Raw genomic sequence first — 16,913 nt, forward strand, 5'->3', positions numbered from 1 at the left:
ATCTTTAGCCAATCGTGCAGGAATGTCATGGCGGTTCATCCCACGGCAGTGATTGAGGCGGGTGCCCACATTGGGGAAGAGGTGGAGATTGGTCCTTTTTGCTATGTGGCGGCCACGGTGGAGATTGGACGCGGTACGCAGTTGGCTCCCCATGTCACCCTGTTGGGATATACCCGTCTTGGCGAGAACTGTAGAGTTCACAGTGGGGCAGTCATTGGCGATCTCCCCCAAGATGTGGCTTATCAGGGGGGGATTAGCTATGTCCACATTGGCGATCGCTGTACGTTGCGCGAGGGCGTGACCATTCATCGGGGAACCCAACCAGAAACCGTCACCCATGTCGGGCATGATTGTCTGCTGATGGCCCACAGTCATCTAGGTCACAATGTCTATGTGGGAAACCATGTGACGATCGCCAATAATACTTTGATTGCCGGGTATGCCCATGTGGGCGATCGCGCCTTTATCAGCGGGAACTGCCTTGTGCATCAATTTACCCGTATTGGTCGCTTGGCCATGCTCTCCGGCGGCACTGCCATTCAAAAAGATGTGCCCCCCTTTTGTATGACCCGTAGTCTGAGTACCAATACGATCATGGGCTTAAATGTGGTGGGTTTGCGACGTGCTGGCTTTTCAGCGCAAGAGCGCCAACTGCTTAAAAAAGCGCTGGATATCCTCTACCGCTCCCAATTCACCACCTCCCAAGCGGTACAGCACCTGCGGGAACAGTTTATCCATCCCCTCATTCAAGAGTTTTGCGATTTTATTAGTGCCTCAGAACGAGGGATTTGCCACTTTGTCCGCCGGGGGGAAGGGGGTGATCTCTCCTGAGGAGGATCAACTTTTCGAGTACGATCGCCCAACAGACGCTTGCTCCTATTCCCCATGCCTGAAGTGCTGTTATTATCCCTGATGAGCGGTAGCCTCGGTGTCTCAGCACTGCTTTACCATCAGTGGTGGAGCTGGCAGCAGCAAGTCAATCAAGAACGCGATGAAGAAGAGGAACAGTTGACCACCTACCCCTCCAAAGAAGAACAGCGTCAAGTATCCCCCAAGCTGGGCGGCTGGGAATTCAAAATCCTGCGATCGCGCCGCAATCAATTTCATGATCCCGATGTCCTGCGCAAAGTCTGTCAAGAGGAAGCCCAAGGGGGTTGGATTTTATTTGAGAAGCTCGACGATCGCCGATTGCGCTTTAAGCGACCCATGGCCCTGCGGGAAAAAATCAAGCCTAGTGCCAACTACGATCCCTACCGCAGCTACTATGGGTCTCGGTTTGAATGGGAATCTTTGTTGTCCGTGATACTCTTGATGATGATGGCAACCTTACCTGCATATTTGGGCTATCGCTTGGTTATTCTCAGTCAACGCTTAGCCCCACTGCCAACCACTACTCCATCTGCTCCATTGCGTCCCTAAGGTGCCTATGTCCTCCCTGAGTTTGCTGAGTGTGGGCACAACCCTCCAAGGGGGAAAATATCGCCTCGATGCCCTTTTGAGTCAGGGGGGCTTTGGTGTCACCTATCGCGCAACCCACACCCTGCTCCATCAGCCAGTGGTGCTCAAAACATTGAACCTGCAGCAGGAACCCCCGAAGCGGATTCATGATCTGGGGGAGCGGTTTATCCAAGAAGCGCAGCGCCTTGCCCAGTTTAATCATCCCCACATTGTGCGCGTCAGTGATTGCTTTATTGAGGGGGGGCGTCCCTTCATTGTCATGGACTATATCCCCGGACGAACATTGGCCCAAGTGATTCAGGAGGAAGGCCCCCTACCGGAAAAAACGGCTCTCCACTATATTCGCCAGGTGGCTAGCGCCCTTGAATTAGTGCATGAGCATGGGCTGCTGCACCGCGATGTCAAGCCCGATAACATCATGCTGCGGGACGGCACAGATCAAGTGGTGCTGATTGACTTTGGCATTGCCCGTGAATACACTGCTGGGGTGACGGAAACAAATACGGGATTGCTCTCAGCAGGTTATGCGCCGGTGGAGCAGTATTTACCCCGCCACCAATGGACGCCGGCAACGGATGTCTATGCCCTAGCAGCAACGCTCTATGCCCTTTTGGCAGGACGCCCTCCTGTGGCCTCGGTCTTGCGCGATCGCGTGCCTCTCGAGGATTTACGCCAGTTTCAGCCCAATCTTAGTCAGCGCACCATTGATGCCATTGAAGCAGGAATGGCTTTGGATGTCCGCGAACGTCCCCAAACGGTGCGGGCATGGCTGCAACTGCTCATGGGACAGCCCGTGGCGCGTCAAACCACAGCAACGGTAGCGGTGATGCCGCAGTACCGATCCACTATCTTGGCAAATACTCAACCGGAGGGGACAGCCGTCGTTGCTCCCCTCAAACAACGCAATTTTTCGCCGTGGCTATGGCTGTTGGGAACGGCAATCTTTGGCAGCTTAGCAGGCATTGGCCTAGGGCTATTTTTGCGCAACCAACCCGTGGACACAGTCACCCCTCGCCCCCCGCGTCCTCAGGAACAGGAATTTCCACCCACCCTGCCGACCATTGTGCCACCTGTAGAGGTGACGCCCACTCCCACCCCGACACCGACGCCAGAGCCGGAACCCACCCCTACGGAACCGACGCCCACCCCAGAGCCAACGGAAACGCCTACCCCTAGCCCGAGTCCTGAGGAAGCATCCCCAGAACCAACGCCGACTCCTCCTCCATCCCTCTCTCCAAAACCCCCAAAGTCCCCAAAGCCCCCAAAGAACGCAGAGCCTCCCGTCGCCCCCCCCACCACCGTTGAACCATCTCCACCAACACCTACGCCCTCACCGCCACCGACAGACACAATGCCCGAGGTGTCACCCCCGCCAACCAGTAACACTGAACCGGCCACCCCTTAGAGATTGGCTAGTTCTGAAGTGCTCGCAAAAAGGCACCCAAGCGACTAAAGATTCCCTGACCACGGGGTTTGCCTTGGGGCGTCAGGGCACGCTCAACGTCTTCACTACTGGGGCGTTGCTCAAATTCTGCTAGGCAGGTGGGGGCGGTTTTGCCGTATTGCCAAATTTGCCACGGTTGCGGATAACAGCGCCAGAGAATGATGGTTTCTGCGAGGGGACGAAGGTAGTAGCAGGGTTCAAGGGTGTTGAGAAATCGCTCCCGCAGCCGCCGACCGGCGTAGCCAATACCAACGACGGCCACATCCTGAAGCCTTGGGTTCAAAAGGATAAAGGGGCGATCGCCAGCCGTTTCACACATCTGCTCAATGGCATTGACTTCTACAGGGGTTGGGGCAACGATGACAATGGCGCGATCGCTCGCTGCAATGGGTGTCAGTAGTTCATTCACGCCCCGCACACTATAGGCGGTTTCTCCCCATTCGCGACGGGCTAGGGCGGCAGATCCGGCATCGGCAAAAAAGACCTTGAGATCACGACCTAGTTCCTCAAACAAAGGGAGGTAGCCAGCGGCAAAGGCCATCGCATTGAGATCGGGCAACAGGATCTCGATTTGCAGCCGATTTTTCCCCTCTTGAAGCGCAGCTTGGGTGGCCTGTTGGGCTTGGCTAAGGGCAGTCTCCAGACTATCGGGGGGCAGGATCGACATGAGTCTTAAGCGGAGACCTCACTAGCAACGGTGGCAAACAGGCGCTGTAGCTCTTCCACTAGGGCTTTGGCTTGGGCGAGCGTTTGCGGGGTTGTGGATTGTTCCAGTTGGGCGGCGATGGTTTGCATGGCAGTAATGCCGACATTACCACTGGCGCCCTTGAGATGGTGGGCATCCCGCTTAATTTGTTCAATGTTGCCTTGGTTGACAGCGTTAGCCAATGTTTGGAGGCGCTCTTGGGCATCCTCGACAAAGGTTTGCAGCAATTCCATTTCAAACTCGCGATCGCCCCCCGAAAGGGCAGCCAAGTAGTCCCAATCAATTGGCGATGTCATCAACTCATTATTCCCGACAGGTTCTTCGTCGCTATTGTAGCCTGTCCCCCGTAGGGCTGTTCAAGGATCAGAGAGGAAAAGCAAGGCTAGATTTGTAATAATTCTTAACTTCTTCAGCGTGGTCTGCCCCCTTGGCGAAACAGGGGATTGGATGGCACTATCGCAGTGGTGAGGCCAACAGTAGCGGCAGGATTGAGGAACGATGGGCGATCGCGTGACGGTGGGGATTGTGGGGGCCTCTGGCTATGGGGGCGTCCAACTGGTGCGTTTACTCCTTGACCATCCCCAAGTGGAGATTGCATACCTTGGCGGTGAGGGGAGTGCGGGTCGCCCCTACACGGAGCTATATCCCCATTTGCAGGGTCGGGTGAATCTCACGGTGGAACCCGTATCTGTGGAGGTGATTCGCGATCGCGCCCAAGTGGTGTTTCTCTCGCTGCCCAATGGCATTGCCTGTAAGCTTGCCCCGCAACTCCTTGAGCAGGGCTGCAAAGTGCTGGATTTGTCGGCAGACTATCGCTTTCAGGATTTGAAAACCTACACCCAGTGGTACGGTGAACCAAGGGAAGATGAGGCTACGGTCCGACAGGCGGTCTATGGGTTGCCAGAACTCTATCGCGATCGCATTCGCCAAAGTGCCCTCATTGGTTGTCCGGGGTGTTATCCCACCGCTAGCTTGCTGGCTCTAGCACCCCTGATGAAGCAGGGTCTGATTGAACCGAATACGGCAATTATTGATGCTAAGTCCGGTACCTCCGGCGGTGGTCGTCAGGGCAAAATCAATCTCCTGCTTGCGGAAGCTGACAACTCCCTTGCTCCCTACAGTGTTGCTCGACATCGCCACACCCCAGAAATTGAAGCTATTTGTAGCGAATTAGCCGGCCAAAGCGTCCTTGTGCAGTTTACGCCCCACCTCGTGCCCATGCCACGGGGGATTTTGGCCACTGTCTATGCCACGCTGCGGGATCCCGGTCTAGTGCGTGAAGATTTAATCACCATCTACCAAGCTTTTTATCGCCATTCCCCTTGGGTGAATATCCTGCCCCCCGGCCTCTATCCCCAGACGAAATGGGCATGGGGCACCAATGCCTGTTTTATTGGCATTGAGGTGGATGAGCGCACCGGCCGGGTGATTGTCATGTCCGCCATTGATAACCTAATGAAGGGACAGGCTTCCCAAGCGGTGCAATGCTTGAATCTAATGATGGGCTGGCCAGAAACGCTGGGCTTACCGCAGGTCGCCTTTTATCCCTAGGACTCAAGTTTCATCCTGTTCGACCAAGGGCAGGCGATCGCCCCGTAATAGCTCAGTGCTGCTTGCACTCAAGGACAATCCCATCTGCCATAATCCCTGCCCTAGGCACAAAGCCGCTAGAAAGGGAGCGGTACTCAAGCTTAACAGTAGTGTTGTCGGTGCTAAGCGAGCCATCAGAACGCATCAAGAACTAATCAACATCTGAACTATCCGTATCCTCCTCAGGAGGAACATTGGCAAAGAGCAAGTCTCGTGATTTCTTCAGTTGCTTCCAAAGTGCCTTAATTTGACTGTAGGCCTCCTCGGTGCTAATTTTGCCGCCGGTTTCCAGACCACAAATATAGCTCACCCGTTGAGCAAATTCCTGCAAATTGGCATTAAAGGCCAAGTTTTGCGGCGTAAATACACCATGGTAGCGGCTGGTGGGGAAGAGGAACTTTTCTTTGTCAAATTCCGGTTTGGGCGATTCAGACACAGGCGTAGCCCTTTGCCAGTGAGGTTACCCCCTATTCTATCGAAAATTTTCAGGTTCCTATGGGCAACAGGCGGCAATTTTTCACAGCAGCCCCAGCATGTGTAATGGCCCTTGACCACTAATCAACTCAATGATCAAGGCTAAAAATCCCAACATTGCTAAGCGACCATTCCAGCGTTCAGCAGCGGAGGTCATCCCCCATTCCCAGCGCTCCTGAGGATAGAGCTTGACGCGCTTGCGAGACTTATTCACTTCGGCAAAGGTGCGGGGTGGAGCAGCAAGGGCGTCCTTCACTAGCTGGGCAAGAGCAGCAATAAACCCCTTGTGATCGTTGAGGGCAGGCACCCGCCGAAAGACTTCAATACCCGCTTCTTCAGCAATCTCGCGGTACTCAATGTCAATTTCTTGAAGCGTTTCAATATGTTCTGAAATAAAGCTAATGGGAACAACAACAAGGGTTTTCACCCCTTGAGCGGCCAACTCAGGAATCACATCTTCGGTGTAGGGTTGCAGCCACTCCACAGGCCCCACCCGACTTTGATAAGCCAACACATGGACATTGGGGCGATTCAGGGCAGCCATGATGAGCTTTACACAGGCTTCGATTTCCTCTTGGTAGGGATCCCCTGCTTCGGTGACATAGCTTTTGGGAACGCCGTGGGCACTAAAGAAAATCACGGCTTCGTCGGGGTTGGGGCATTGGTCGAGTTCTTGGCGAATCAAGTCCGCCATAGCCGCCACATAGCCGGGGTGGTTGTACCAAGAAGGGATCAGCGTATAGCGAATCTTTTGCAATTCAGGGTCTTGGTTCCACAGGCTCTCTAGGAGGCGAAAACTAGAGCCACTGGTGCTAATGGAAAACTGCGGGTAAAGAGGTAAAATCACTAGATCGCGAATTTGATCTGCTTTGATTTGGGCGATCGCCTCCTCGGTAAAGGGGTGCCAGTAGCGCATACCAATGTACAAATTGGCCTCAATGCCAATGCCTCCTAGGGCATCCTTGAGGGCACGGGCTTGCTGTTCAGTCATCCGCCGCAGGGGAGAGCCGCCACCAATTTGGGCATAGTTGGCCTGAGAGCGCCGGGCACGACTGGCGGAGATAAACCAAGCAAGCGGCTTTTGCAGCCAACGGAAGGGTAGGCGAATAATTTCGGGATCAGAGAACAGGTTGTACAAAAAGGGGCGCACATCCTCGGGGCGATCGGGCCCCCCTAAATTGAGAAGTAGTACACCTGTTTGGCTCGCCATTCCCAAAATCACCTAAATCTTTTCGCGATCGCTTTCTTATTGTGACATACTCTCAGGATCTCAAGGGGAAAAAATCTCGGTAAGGTAGGGATGAGAGAATGCGGTTGATGTGTGCAAACGGTGACCTACGCAATTGATTTTGGAACCAGTAATACGTTGGTGGCGCGGTGGAATTATGCCACCCAAGCGGCGGAAGCGGTAACGCTCTCTGGACTCTCGGTGGGGTTTGGTGAGGTACCGGCGCTCATTCCTAGCTTGGCCTATGTGGAGGATGCCAGTGTCCCCCTTGTGGTGGTGGGGCAGCAGGTGCGCGATCGCGGGTTTGATGTCGTGGGCGATCGTCGCTTTTTCTCGCGGTTTAAGCGGGGGATTGGCGCCACCGTACAGGGCTATTTACCCGAGCTGGATGGCTGTTCTTTGAGCTTTGAAACCATTGGCACGTGGTTTTTGCAAGCCCTGTTGAAGGAACTGAAACACACTAGCGGCGGCGATGTCGAACAGGGGTTGATCTTCACCGTGCCGGTGGATAGCTTTGAAACCTATCGCAGTTGGCTGTTGCAGGTGTGTGAGGGGTTTGCCATTGAGCAAATTCGCCTCTTGGATGAACCCACGGCCGCGGCCTTAGGTTATGGCGTGGCCGATCGCCCGCTGATTTTAGTGATTGATTTTGGTGGGGGCACCCTCGATCTCTCCCTTGTGGAACTCAAGACCGATCAACGCCAAAGCCGTCCTTTGGGATTTATTCTCAAGTGGGGCGATCGCCAGTGGGCCTCAAGCGACAACCAACGGCCTCGCACAGCGCGGGTGATTGCCAAAGCGGGCTTAAATTTAGGGGGCACCGATATTGACCACTGGATTGTGGATGAGTGGGTGAAGCGGGGAATGACCGCCAATAGCCTACTCCTGCGCCTTGCCGAGCGCTTAAAAATTCAACTCTCACAGCAGCCCTATGCCCAAGAGGTGTACTTTGACAGCGAAACCTTTACCACCCTTGAACTGCGCCTCGAACGGTCTGAACTGGAGGAGATGCTTCGCCAACAGCAATTTTTCCAACGCCTCGATGATGCCCTCACTCAAGTACTCCAACAGGCTCGCCGCCAAGGGATCACCCCCGACACGATTGATGCGGTGCTCCTAGTGGGGGGGACAACGCAAATTCCAGCGGTGCAAAAATGGGTTGCTGAGTATTTTGAGGCCACAAAGATCAACGCCCAACAGCCTTTTACAGCGGTGGCCATGGGTGCTCTAGCAGTGACCCAAGGGCTGGATCTCAAGGATTTTCTCTACCACAGCTACGGCATTCGCTTCTGGGATGCTAAGCTCAACCGTCATGGCTGGCACCCCATTATCCAGCGGGGACAACCCTACCCCATGGGCGAACCCGTGGAATTGATTTTAGGGGCCTCGACGGAGGGACAGCCCAGTATTGAACTGGTGATTGGTGAATTGGGGGACGAGCAAGGGGGTGTGGAGATCTTTTTTGATGGCGATCGCCTGATTACCCGTAGTGCCGGTGAACGCACGGTGCAGCCCCTCAATGACACCCCCCAAGGCAAAACCCTCGCCAAGCTGGATCCCCCTGGCTATCCGGGGAGCGATCGCATTCGGGTTCTCTTTCAAGTGGATGGCGATCGCCAACTGCGAGTTACCGTTGATGACTTGCTCACCCAAGAGCGTCTCATCAATAATCAAATCGTCACCCAATTGCGTTGACCGAATTGCATTGTGGCTCCCCATTCCCTACCCCAAACTACTGCCTATGTCCGCATCATTGCCCACAGTTGGCAAGAGGGTCACATTCGTGGCCATGTCTGCGCCAGCGAGTACCAGTGGGAATTTTGCTGGCAATTTAAGGCGAAAAAACTGCAAATCTCCCCAGCCCTTGGGCGTGCTCTGATCAAAGAACCCTTGGGGCGGTTTCTGGAAGCCCAAGACTATCAATTGGAGCCGGGGGGCGATTATGAATTTGTTGTCCGTGCCAAGTTTTAGGTGCGTTCCGCTGTGCCTAAGCTACAATCAGTGAGGAAACCTGTGCTGATATTGCCAGATAGCCTATGTTCTTGAGCGAATTAGCGCCCCTTGTCAAAGAGTTGAGCCAAAAACCCGTTGCCTTTATGGGCGGCTTTGTCTCTGGATTGTTGGGGTTGAGCCTTGATCAAAAGCCAGTCAGCGATTGGCTCAAGCAGTACGGCGACTATCAGCCCCCCAGCCCGCCGCCACCCCCCCCCAGTGACTTCAAGAGCATTCGAATTGAGTAAGGACACGAGCCACTGCCTGCCGTTGATCCCGTAGGGTCAGCCAGCGGTGGTAGGTTTGGGTATGAATCGCCACACTGTGTCCCATCATCCGTGCGGCAACGGTATCGGGTAAGCCATAGTGAATTGTGCGCACCGCCCACGCATGGCGCAAGTCATAGGGACGAAAGGGCAAGCCGTAGCGACGGAACTGTTGATTTACCCGCTGGCCAATGCGTTGGAGGGTTGTTTGGGTCAAATCCGTATTGATCCTCGGCAACTGGGGCGATCGCAAGCCAAACACCTCGACCCACTGGGGAGGAAAGGGCCACACCTGATGGCAGCCAGTTTTTGTCGTTTCCTGCACCTCGATCATCCCTTCCGCGTCACCTGTGACAAGGCCACTTAAATCGCAGAAGAACACTTCATGATTGCGCAGGCCATAGGCCGCCATTAAGCCATAGACATAGCGCCACTGGGGATTGGGAATCTGCTGGTAGGCGGCTAGAATCTCCTCATCACTGGGTAACTCCCGTGGTTGGAGCGATCGCCGCGAATAGGTGCCCCAAAACCGAGCTAGGGGAATCGGTAACTCCACCCCTAGGAACCGACAAAACCCTTGAAAGGCGGTACAGGCCACCTGCCGTTGTCGCTTATCAGCGGGGATTTGCTGCAACAGGCCATAGATCAGTTCTGGTAATGAATGGTCGGGATGGGTAGCGGCGGCTTTGAGCAACTGCCGCAAATAGGGGGCATAGGCCGTTTCCCAAGTGGTGCGGCTGAGATCCCCTTGAGCCAACAGGGCAGTTTCAAAAGCAGTAATTTGTTCCCCCAAGGATAACTCCCCAAGGCGCCCTAAGCCCTTGACCCGTTCATAGTCCTGCCAGCGAAAGGTGTTTTCCAGTAATTTGGCGGCAATAATTTTGGCTTCCTTTTCCGCTGCCTTAAGACCGCTGGGGGTGGCGGGTAACCCTAGACTTAAACGCTGTTGGTGGGGGCGGAGCCGATGACTGCCCGGTCGTGGCGGCAGGGTACCCCGCAGGCTGAGACGTTGGCCGCGTTGTTCAATTTGCAGACCCAACTGCGCCAGTTTGAGGCGTTGATTGACCTGCTGAAGTTGTTGGTCAAGTTTCTGAGGGGACGTGGCCATTGCTGAGGGACTCAGAACTCAACTCGCTGCCGAAATGACCAAAACTGCGGCGCGGACGTTTTTTCCAAGGAATATCGAGAACCCCCGCTTGGGAGCGGCTACGACTGGACTTGTGCTCAACTTTGACGGGGCGATAGTTCGTGAGGAGGCGCAGGCTATTCAGTTCGGCCAAGAGGGTTGCTCCATTGCTAATCAAGACGGCAATCACGGGGTGCAAGCTCAAAAAGACCCCCGCTAAAACCACACTGACATTGGGAATGACCACAAGGGCGATATTTTGATTGATAATGTTCATCACTTCTTGGCTGAGGGCGATCGCCTGCACCAGTCCCTCAAGGCGATTATTCATCAAGAGAAGATCTGCGGTTTGCCGCGCCGCATCACTGCCTTCAGAAAGGGTAATGGAAATATCAGCGTAGGCCATTGCTGCTGTATCATTGAAGCCTTCCCCCACATAGGCCACGACTTTTTCGCCACCATTTTTAAACTTCTCTAGAAGTTCAACTTTGTCCTCTGGCATTTTATTGGTATAGATTTGACCGAGACGAAAGCCAGTGGCATAGCCCACTGCATTGGCGACTTCGTGGTGATCTCCCGTCACCATATAGCACTCAATACCCCGCTGTTGCAGAGCGGCAATCACACTAGCGGCTTCAGAACGCACGGGGTTGCTATAGAACACCAGTGCCACCAGTTCACCATTACAGGCAACACAGACAAGGGAGCGGTTCCAAAGCACGCCTTCATGGGTGCGCAGTTCATCAAGATCAATGGGCACTTGGCGATCGCGCATCAGTTGGGGGGTGCCCACCAAAATCTCTTGCCCCTCGACGGTTGCTGCCACCCCCTTACCCGGCTCATAGACCCAGTTGCTATAGGTTCCCCCCTCAATCCCGCGTTCAGCCGCATACTCAAGGATGGCAAGGGCAAAGGGGTGATTGATTGACTGTTCCACAGTTGCCAGCCAATAGAGTAGCGTTTGCTCACTCAGGCCGGGCTTGAGGAGATTGACCCCCACAATGGTTCCCTTCACTTCCGTCAGTGTGCCGGTTTTGTCAAAAACAATGACATTAACCCGTGAGAGCAGTTCAAGGGCGCGGCCATTGCGAAAATACACCCCGACATGGGGCGCATAGGTGAGGGCTGCCAAAATCGCAGTGGGAATGGTAATGCCAATCCCTGAGCCAAAATCCAATTGCAGAGGGGCGATCGCCCGATGGGCATCCAAGGTAACCCCATAAACAATGGCAGCCACGCCCATTGCCGGCAAAATGGCTTGGTTCGAGATTTCCTCAGCGTAGTTTTCAATGCGGGTATCCAGTTGCGGCGCTTGGCGAGCCAGTTGCAGTGTTTTGCCCACCTGCGTCTCTTCACCAACGGCTTCAGCAACAACGCAAATTTGTCCCCGCACCACAAGGGAAGAGGCCAGCACCGTTTGCTCAGGTTCACAGGGCAGTAGATCCGACTCTCCCGTGAGAAACTGCCGCTGAATCACGGCGGATCCCCAGAGCACGGTACCATCCACGGGCACCGCAGATCCGGCGGCCACAATCACGCGATCGCCCACCTGTAGCTCGCGCACAGAGACATTTTGGCGAGTGCCGCCCCGCTCTACCCAATAGGTGCGCTGTTGATCGAGGGGGTCAAAGACTTGGTTTTCCCCCACTTGAGCGGTCATATCCCGCAGTGACCCCCCCACTTGACCCATAAAGGCAGCTAACACCGGCGCCATGTATTCCCCTTGCAGCGTATGCAAAATCGTCCAGAGGGATTCCAGTTGGGTGACGTTAAGATGGCGGCGTTCGAGGCTCTCTAGGGCTTCTTGGAAGGTGGGCAGTGCCACAATCACAATCACAGTGGCGACAATGGCAGGGTAGAAGGGGGTTTGTACTGGTAGTAGCGCCACGATCGCCAGCGCCAAGGTGGGTAGCGCCATTTTCTCGATAAAGTAAGCGGTGTTCCAAGGGGAGTACACCAACTTATCAATGGGCAGCATCCCCGGTAAGGGTAAACGCTCATCTGCTGCGGCCTGAATCAATTGGCCAAAGCGGTGAAGGGGATTGTCAGCTTCAGGACTGTATTGAACAATCAGGCTAGCGGCGGGCAAGTTAAGGCGAATTTGTTGCACACTGTCTTCTTGAACAAAGAGAGCTTGCAGTTGCCGCCCATAGCGATCGTCATATTGCAGGCGGGGAATCCGCAACCGCACTCGCCCCGGTAGGTGATGCACCACTTCGTAATGAACCCTTGCTGGCGGCGGGGAAACCACAGTTGCAGTCATAGTTAATTACCCCTAGGAATCAGTTAAGAAAAGGGCTGGGGGGAGCGATGGCGATGGGTCGGCGCACTAATGAGGTCATTGATATTCTGCTGCATTGTTAGGCAAATTGCATCCAAGGGCAGATCATTGAGGTCACGGCCAAAGGGATTTTCGATTTCGATGCCAATTTCTTCAACGCCAAAGAGGGTAAAAGCAATGAGTCCCACCATTGGGCCTGTCCACCACACGAGGTTATCCACCAGTTGAAAGGGTAGCAGCAAGCAATAGAGAAATAATAGCTGCTTGAGATGAATGGCATAGGCAAGGGGCATCGGTGTTTTCAAAATTCGCTCACAGGCACCCATGGCATCCACCAATTGCACCAACAGTTCATCTATGTAGGTGAGTTGATATAGGGACAGGTGCCCTCGGCGGTGTTGTTGGTGCAGATAGTCCTCAATCCACAGGGCAATGCGCAAGGGGACATTTTGCACCGTTTGTAGCTCTTTGTATTGATGGGGCTTGAGCAGGGGTTCCAGTTCGGCAAAGGATTCTCCTCGCAGGTGTTGCTTGGTGGCGATCGCAAACACCCCCACTAAATGAACGGCATCAATTTTGGCTTGGTGATCCTCCGGACTATTTTCGTCAATGGCAGTCCACATCAAGCGGGTTAGGCTGCGGGAATTATTCACAATGTTGCCCCACTGGCGGCGGCCTTCCCAAAAGCGCTCATAGGCAGTGTTGGTGCGAAAGACGAGGAGCAACCCCAGCACAATCGAGGGAATGAGACTGCCTAGCACTGGCCAGTGGACATTGATCACATAAAGGTCGATCACCGTCACCAAGACGCCAAAGCCACCGCAAAAGAGGACTTCCGAAAGAATGGCCGGAATGACTGAGCCACGCAAACGCAGGGCAAGACGTAACCATTGCGGCGGTTGCAACAAAAACTTCGCCACGCCCGACCGATCTCGGGGTAATTGGCGTCTGAAGGGGTGAAAACCGAGGAAAGAGAAGCGGCTCATGAATACCAGTGGGCGATTCTCACCCCAATCTTTAGCACACTGGCGTGCTGAAACCGTGTTTTTACCGCAAAGAACAACCGAAGAGACTGCAAATCTTAAGAAAATCCGTTAGCCCTTGCCATTCCCCCACAGAAGTGTTAAGTTATATTAAGAACATAAAACACTTTGTAACAAACGGAGGACAAAAATGAGAAGCGGCAGCATTATTGATGATCAAGGCAAAATGAACAACTTTGCCATTGAACCCAAAATGTACGTGATGAGTGAACCGCAAGCCGGCTTTACTCCCTATGCAGAACTGTTCAATGGTCGCTTGGCCATGATTGGCTTTATCTCCCTGCTGGCCTTGGAAGTGATTACGGGTCACGGTCTGATTGGCTTTTTGAATAGCCTCTAGGTCGTCGCTGCGCTCTTAGGCATATCCGTTCTTCAGCAGCCCTTGTGCGGTTAGAAAGAACAAATAACTCATGGAATGGGTCAGCCTGCCTCTCGGGGTGGGCTTTTTGCTTTTAGTCTTTAGATGAAACAGAGGTCAGTTTAGATCACTCCCAGCGAGAATCCCTAGAGCAAATTCTTGATCTATGTCGCAATTTCTACAGTAGAGCGCATTCACAGCTTCCTAGGAATTTCCAAAAGAGAGATGCCTAATTCCTTATTGCAGACAAAATGTACAGCGCAGGCTTAGCTGTGGCGGTATTGGTGCCATCGCCAAGCGTGATGAATGATTTGCTCGATGTCAGGGTACTGCGGCTGCCAACCTAAAATCTGACGGGCGCGATCGCTATTGGCAACGAGGATTGCGGCGTCTCCTGCTCGGCGATCGCCCTCAACGACTGGAATCGAACAACCTGTGACCCTCTGAGCGGCTTCAATAATTTGCCGCACCGAAAAGCCTTGGCCATTCCCCAAGTTAAAAATTTGCGACTCTCCGCCACTCAGGAGGTACTTTAATCCCAGCACATGGGCTTGGGCTAGGTCCACGACATGGATATAGTCGCGAATGCAGGTGCCATCGGGAGTAGGGTAATCTGTGCCATAAATGCAGATGTGGGGGCGTCGTCCCATCGCCGCCTGCAACACTAGGGGAATCAAGTGGGTTTCTGGATGGTGATCTTCCCCTAAGCGGGAGTCGGGATCGGCGCCTGCGGCATTGAAATAGCGGAAAATCACCGACTTGAGGCCGTAGGCTCTGCCCATATCGGCAGCAATTTGCTCCACCATCCACTTGGAGCGCCCGTAGGGGTTAATGGGAGCACAGGGACAGGTTTCGCGAATCGGCACCTCTGAGGGCAAGCCATAGACGGCGGCTGTGGAGGAAAAAACAAAGTAAGGCACCTCGGCGGCGACCATGGCCTGTAAGAGGGTCAGGGCACCATAAACATTATTTTGATAAAAGCGATCGGGGGAGCGGACAGACTCGCCCACTTCAATATAGGCAGCAAAGTGCATTACTGCCGTCACGGGATAGGTTTGAAAAATCCAATCTAAGAGGGAGCGATCGCCAATATGACCCACAATGAGTTCTGTTTTAAGAACAGACTCGACCAAATCGCGGTGCCCTCGCTCAAGGCTATCTAAAATCAGAACCTGAAAGCCGGCTTGCTGCAGTGCCAAAACGGTATGGCTGCCAATATAGCCCGCGCCCCCGGTGACCAGAATCAGCGGCGAATTATTACCATTATTAATTGTCATTAAAGTCCATCTGTTACACTAGAAAAGCTGCTACAAATTCTGCCATGACCAGTGACTTACACCATGAAATCACCCAAGAGGTGAAACGACGTCGTAATTTCGCCATTATCTCTCACCCGGATGCCGGGAAAACGACGCTGACGGAAAAGTTACTGCTCTACGGTGGGGCTATTCACGAGGCGGGAGCCGTCAAAGCACGACGGGCACAGCGGCAAGCCACCTCTGACTGGATGGAAATGGAGCAACAACGGGGGATTTCGATTACCTCGACGGTCTTGCAGTTTGAGTACCAAGGCTATCAGATTAACCTCTTGGATACCCCCGGCCACCAAGACTTCAGTGAAGATACCTATCGCACCCTTGCGGCGGCTGATAATGCCGTGATGCTGGTGGATGCGGCCAAGGGTCTAGAACCCCAAACCCGCAAGCTCTTTGAGGTATGCCAACTGCGGGGTCTGCCGATTTTTACATTCATCAACAAGCTGGATCGGCCGGGGCGGGAACCCCTTGAACTGATTGATGAAATTGAACAGGAGCTGGGGCTGATTCCCTATCCTGTGAACTGGCCGCTAGGAATGGGCGATCGCTTTCGCGGCGTCTATGATCGCCTGCGGCAGAATTTTCACTTCTTTGAGCGCACCACCCACGGTAGCCGTGCTGCGGCTGAAACGGTCATTGCCCTTGGGGATCCTGCCATTGATCCCTACATTGAGTCCTATCGCTTGGAATACAACCAACTCAAGGATGAACTAGAACTGCTCGATGGCGTGGGGGCGGAGCTAGATCTTGATCTGGTGCATCAGGGGAAAATGACTCCTGTCTTCTTTGGCAGTGCCATGACCAACTTTGGCGTGCGCCTGTTTCTAGAGCACTTTTTGACCTATGCGTTGCCACCCATGGCCTACAAGAGCGATCGCGGGGCGATTGATCCGACGCAAGAGCATTTCACTGGCTTTGTGTTTAAGCTGCAGGCCAATATGGATCCAAAACATCGCGATCGCGTCGCCTTTGTGCGGGTCTGTAGCGGCAAATTTGAAAAGGACATGACCGTCAACCATGCTCGCACCGGCAAAACCATCCGCCTTTCTCGCCCCCAAAAACTCTTTGCCCAAGGTCGCGAATCCCTTGAAACGGCCTATGCGGGCGATGTGATTGGCCTGAATAATCCAGGCATGTTTGCCATTGGCGACACCCTCTATGTCGGCCCCAAATTGGAATATGAAGGCATTCCCTGTTTTTCCCCAGAACTCTTTGCCTATCTGCGCAACCCCAACCCCTCCAAGTTCAAATCCTTCCAAAAAGGGGTGAATGAGCTACGGGAAGAGGGTGCCGTGCAAATCATGTACTCTACCGATGAATCGAAACGAGAACCGATTCTGGCGGCAGTTGGCCAATTGCAATTTGAAGTGGTGCAGTTTCGCCTATTAAACGAATACGGTGTGGAAACTCGTCTTGACCCTCTCCCCTATACCGTTGCGCGCTGGGTACTGGATGGTTGGGAAGTCCTTGCAGCCATTGGCCGCATCTTTAATGCTGTCACCGTCAAAGACAGTTGGGGACGGCCGGTGCTGCTCTTTAAGAATGAGTGGAATCTGCAACAGACAATGGCAGATCATCCCAAACTGCGCCTGAGCGCGATCGCCCCCCTTGCCGCTGCTGTGCCTGCCTAG

The 16,913-nt window shown here is 53.9% G+C and carries 18 protein-coding genes; 9 read left to right on the forward strand and 9 right to left on the reverse strand.

What is annotated here, in order from left to right; genetic code table 11:
* The first annotated feature begins 27 nt into the window (after window positions 1-27).
* From lpxA to RHP47_RS04555, 3 genes are read left to right on the forward strand one after another with little or no spacing between them, the layout of a single operon-like run.
* Entirely contained in the window at window positions 28-831 is an 804-nt protein-coding gene (gene lpxA / locus RHP47_RS04545; RefSeq protein ID WP_190278226.1) for an acyl-ACP--UDP-N-acetylglucosamine O-acyltransferase, read from the forward strand.
* A 54-nt stretch (window positions 832-885) separates the two neighbouring features.
* Window positions 886-1,419, forward strand: a complete 534-nt coding sequence (locus RHP47_RS04550; RefSeq protein ID WP_310841154.1) for a hypothetical protein — start codon at window positions 886-888, stop codon at window positions 1,417-1,419.
* Between the two features lie 7 nt (window positions 1,420-1,426).
* Window positions 1,427-2,863 (forward strand): serine/threonine-protein kinase, encoded by a 1,437-nt coding sequence (locus RHP47_RS04555; RefSeq protein ID WP_149818590.1) that lies wholly within the window; start codon window positions 1,427-1,429, stop codon window positions 2,861-2,863.
* Between the two features lie 7 nt (window positions 2,864-2,870).
* Here RHP47_RS04555 and RHP47_RS04560 read toward each other — a convergent pair whose 3' ends face one another.
* Window positions 2,871-3,569 carry a DUF1995 family protein gene (locus RHP47_RS04560; RefSeq protein ID WP_310841156.1) on the reverse strand — a complete coding sequence of 233 codons (699 nt, stop codon included), beginning with the start codon at window positions 3,567-3,569 and terminating at the stop codon, window positions 2,871-2,873.
* A gap of 5 nt (window positions 3,570-3,574) precedes the next feature.
* Entirely contained in the window at window positions 3,575-3,904 is a 330-nt protein-coding gene (locus tag RHP47_RS04565; RefSeq protein ID WP_226972011.1) for an Hpt domain-containing protein, read from the reverse strand.
* Window positions 3,905-4,106: 202 nt separating this feature from the next.
* Here RHP47_RS04565 and argC point away from each other — a divergent pair, with 202 nt between their 5' ends.
* The gene (gene argC, locus RHP47_RS04570; RefSeq protein ID WP_149818596.1) at window positions 4,107-5,159 is read left to right on the forward strand and encodes an N-acetyl-gamma-glutamyl-phosphate reductase; all 1,053 of its coding nucleotides are present in this window, start codon (window positions 4,107-4,109) and stop codon (window positions 5,157-5,159) included.
* 3 nt (window positions 5,160-5,162) lie between these two features.
* Here argC and RHP47_RS04575 read toward each other — a convergent pair whose 3' ends face one another.
* The 3 genes from RHP47_RS04575 to hemH form a co-directional block, all read right to left on the reverse strand.
* The gene (locus tag RHP47_RS04575) at window positions 5,163-5,333 is read right to left on the reverse strand and encodes a hypothetical protein (protein ID WP_149818598.1); all 171 of its coding nucleotides are present in this window, start codon (window positions 5,331-5,333) and stop codon (window positions 5,163-5,165) included.
* A gap of 16 nt (window positions 5,334-5,349) precedes the next feature.
* Entirely contained in the window at window positions 5,350-5,634 is a 285-nt protein-coding gene (locus tag RHP47_RS04580; RefSeq protein WP_149818600.1) for a hypothetical protein, read from the reverse strand.
* 81 nt (window positions 5,635-5,715) lie between these two features.
* Window positions 5,716-6,882, reverse strand: coding sequence for a ferrochelatase (hemH, locus tag RHP47_RS04585; protein WP_190278227.1), 1,167 nt, complete (start codon window positions 6,880-6,882; stop codon window positions 5,716-5,718).
* Between the two features lie 120 nt (window positions 6,883-7,002).
* On the opposite strand from hemH, the gene RHP47_RS04590 reads away from it, so the two are divergent.
* The 3 genes from RHP47_RS04590 to RHP47_RS04600 all read left to right on the forward strand — a co-directional run bounded on the left by RHP47_RS04590 (window position 7,003) and on the right by RHP47_RS04600 (window position 9,140).
* Complete coding sequence (locus RHP47_RS04590) at window positions 7,003-8,595, forward strand: Hsp70 family protein (RefSeq protein ID WP_149818603.1); 1,593 nt, start codon at window positions 7,003-7,005, stop codon at window positions 8,593-8,595.
* A 12-nt stretch (window positions 8,596-8,607) separates the two neighbouring features.
* On the forward strand, window positions 8,608-8,871 hold the full coding sequence (locus tag RHP47_RS04595; RefSeq protein ID WP_149818605.1) for a DUF3146 family protein: 264 nt from the start codon (window positions 8,608-8,610) through the stop codon (window positions 8,869-8,871).
* A gap of 65 nt (window positions 8,872-8,936) precedes the next feature.
* Window positions 8,937-9,140: a hypothetical protein gene (locus tag RHP47_RS04600; RefSeq protein ID WP_011058047.1), complete on the forward strand. Its 204-nt coding sequence runs from the start codon at window positions 8,937-8,939 to the stop codon at window positions 9,138-9,140.
* On the opposite strand, the gene RHP47_RS04605 is transcribed toward RHP47_RS04600, so the two are convergent.
* The 3 genes from RHP47_RS04605 to RHP47_RS04615 are packed head-to-tail and all read right to left on the reverse strand — an operon-like array spanning window position 9,118 to window position 13,551.
* Window positions 9,118-10,266, reverse strand: a complete 1,149-nt coding sequence (locus RHP47_RS04605; protein ID WP_302679911.1) for a tyrosine-type recombinase/integrase — start codon at window positions 10,264-10,266, stop codon at window positions 9,118-9,120. The genes RHP47_RS04600 and RHP47_RS04605 overlap by 23 nt on opposite strands.
* Window positions 10,241-12,547: a heavy metal translocating P-type ATPase gene (locus RHP47_RS04610; RefSeq protein WP_310841157.1), complete on the reverse strand. Its 2,307-nt coding sequence runs from the start codon at window positions 12,545-12,547 to the stop codon at window positions 10,241-10,243. The genes RHP47_RS04605 and RHP47_RS04610 overlap by 26 nt, the downstream gene beginning before the upstream one ends.
* Window positions 12,548-12,570: 23 nt before the next feature.
* Window positions 12,571-13,551 (reverse strand): bestrophin family protein, encoded by a 981-nt coding sequence (locus tag RHP47_RS04615; RefSeq protein WP_149818611.1) that lies wholly within the window; start codon window positions 13,549-13,551, stop codon window positions 12,571-12,573.
* A 187-nt stretch (window positions 13,552-13,738) separates the two neighbouring features.
* Between RHP47_RS04615 and RHP47_RS04620 the strand changes: the two genes are divergently transcribed.
* Window positions 13,739-13,948 (forward strand): chlorophyll a/b-binding protein, encoded by a 210-nt coding sequence (locus RHP47_RS04620; protein ID WP_206199803.1) that lies wholly within the window; start codon window positions 13,739-13,741, stop codon window positions 13,946-13,948.
* A gap of 284 nt (window positions 13,949-14,232) precedes the next feature.
* Here RHP47_RS04620 and galE read toward each other — a convergent pair whose 3' ends face one another.
* Window positions 14,233-15,243, reverse strand: a complete 1,011-nt coding sequence (gene galE / locus RHP47_RS04625) for a UDP-glucose 4-epimerase GalE (protein WP_310841159.1) — start codon at window positions 15,241-15,243, stop codon at window positions 14,233-14,235.
* Window positions 15,244-15,287: 44 nt separating this feature from the next.
* Between galE and prfC the strand changes: the two genes are divergently transcribed.
* The gene (gene prfC, locus RHP47_RS04630) at window positions 15,288-16,913 is read left to right on the forward strand and encodes a peptide chain release factor 3 (protein ID WP_310841160.1); all 1,626 of its coding nucleotides are present in this window, start codon (window positions 15,288-15,290) and stop codon (window positions 16,911-16,913) included.

The sequence above is a fragment of the Thermosynechococcus sp. QKsg1 genome (assembly GCF_031586415.1).
Taxonomy (GTDB): domain Bacteria; phylum Cyanobacteriota; class Cyanobacteriia; order Thermosynechococcales; family Thermosynechococcaceae; genus Thermosynechococcus.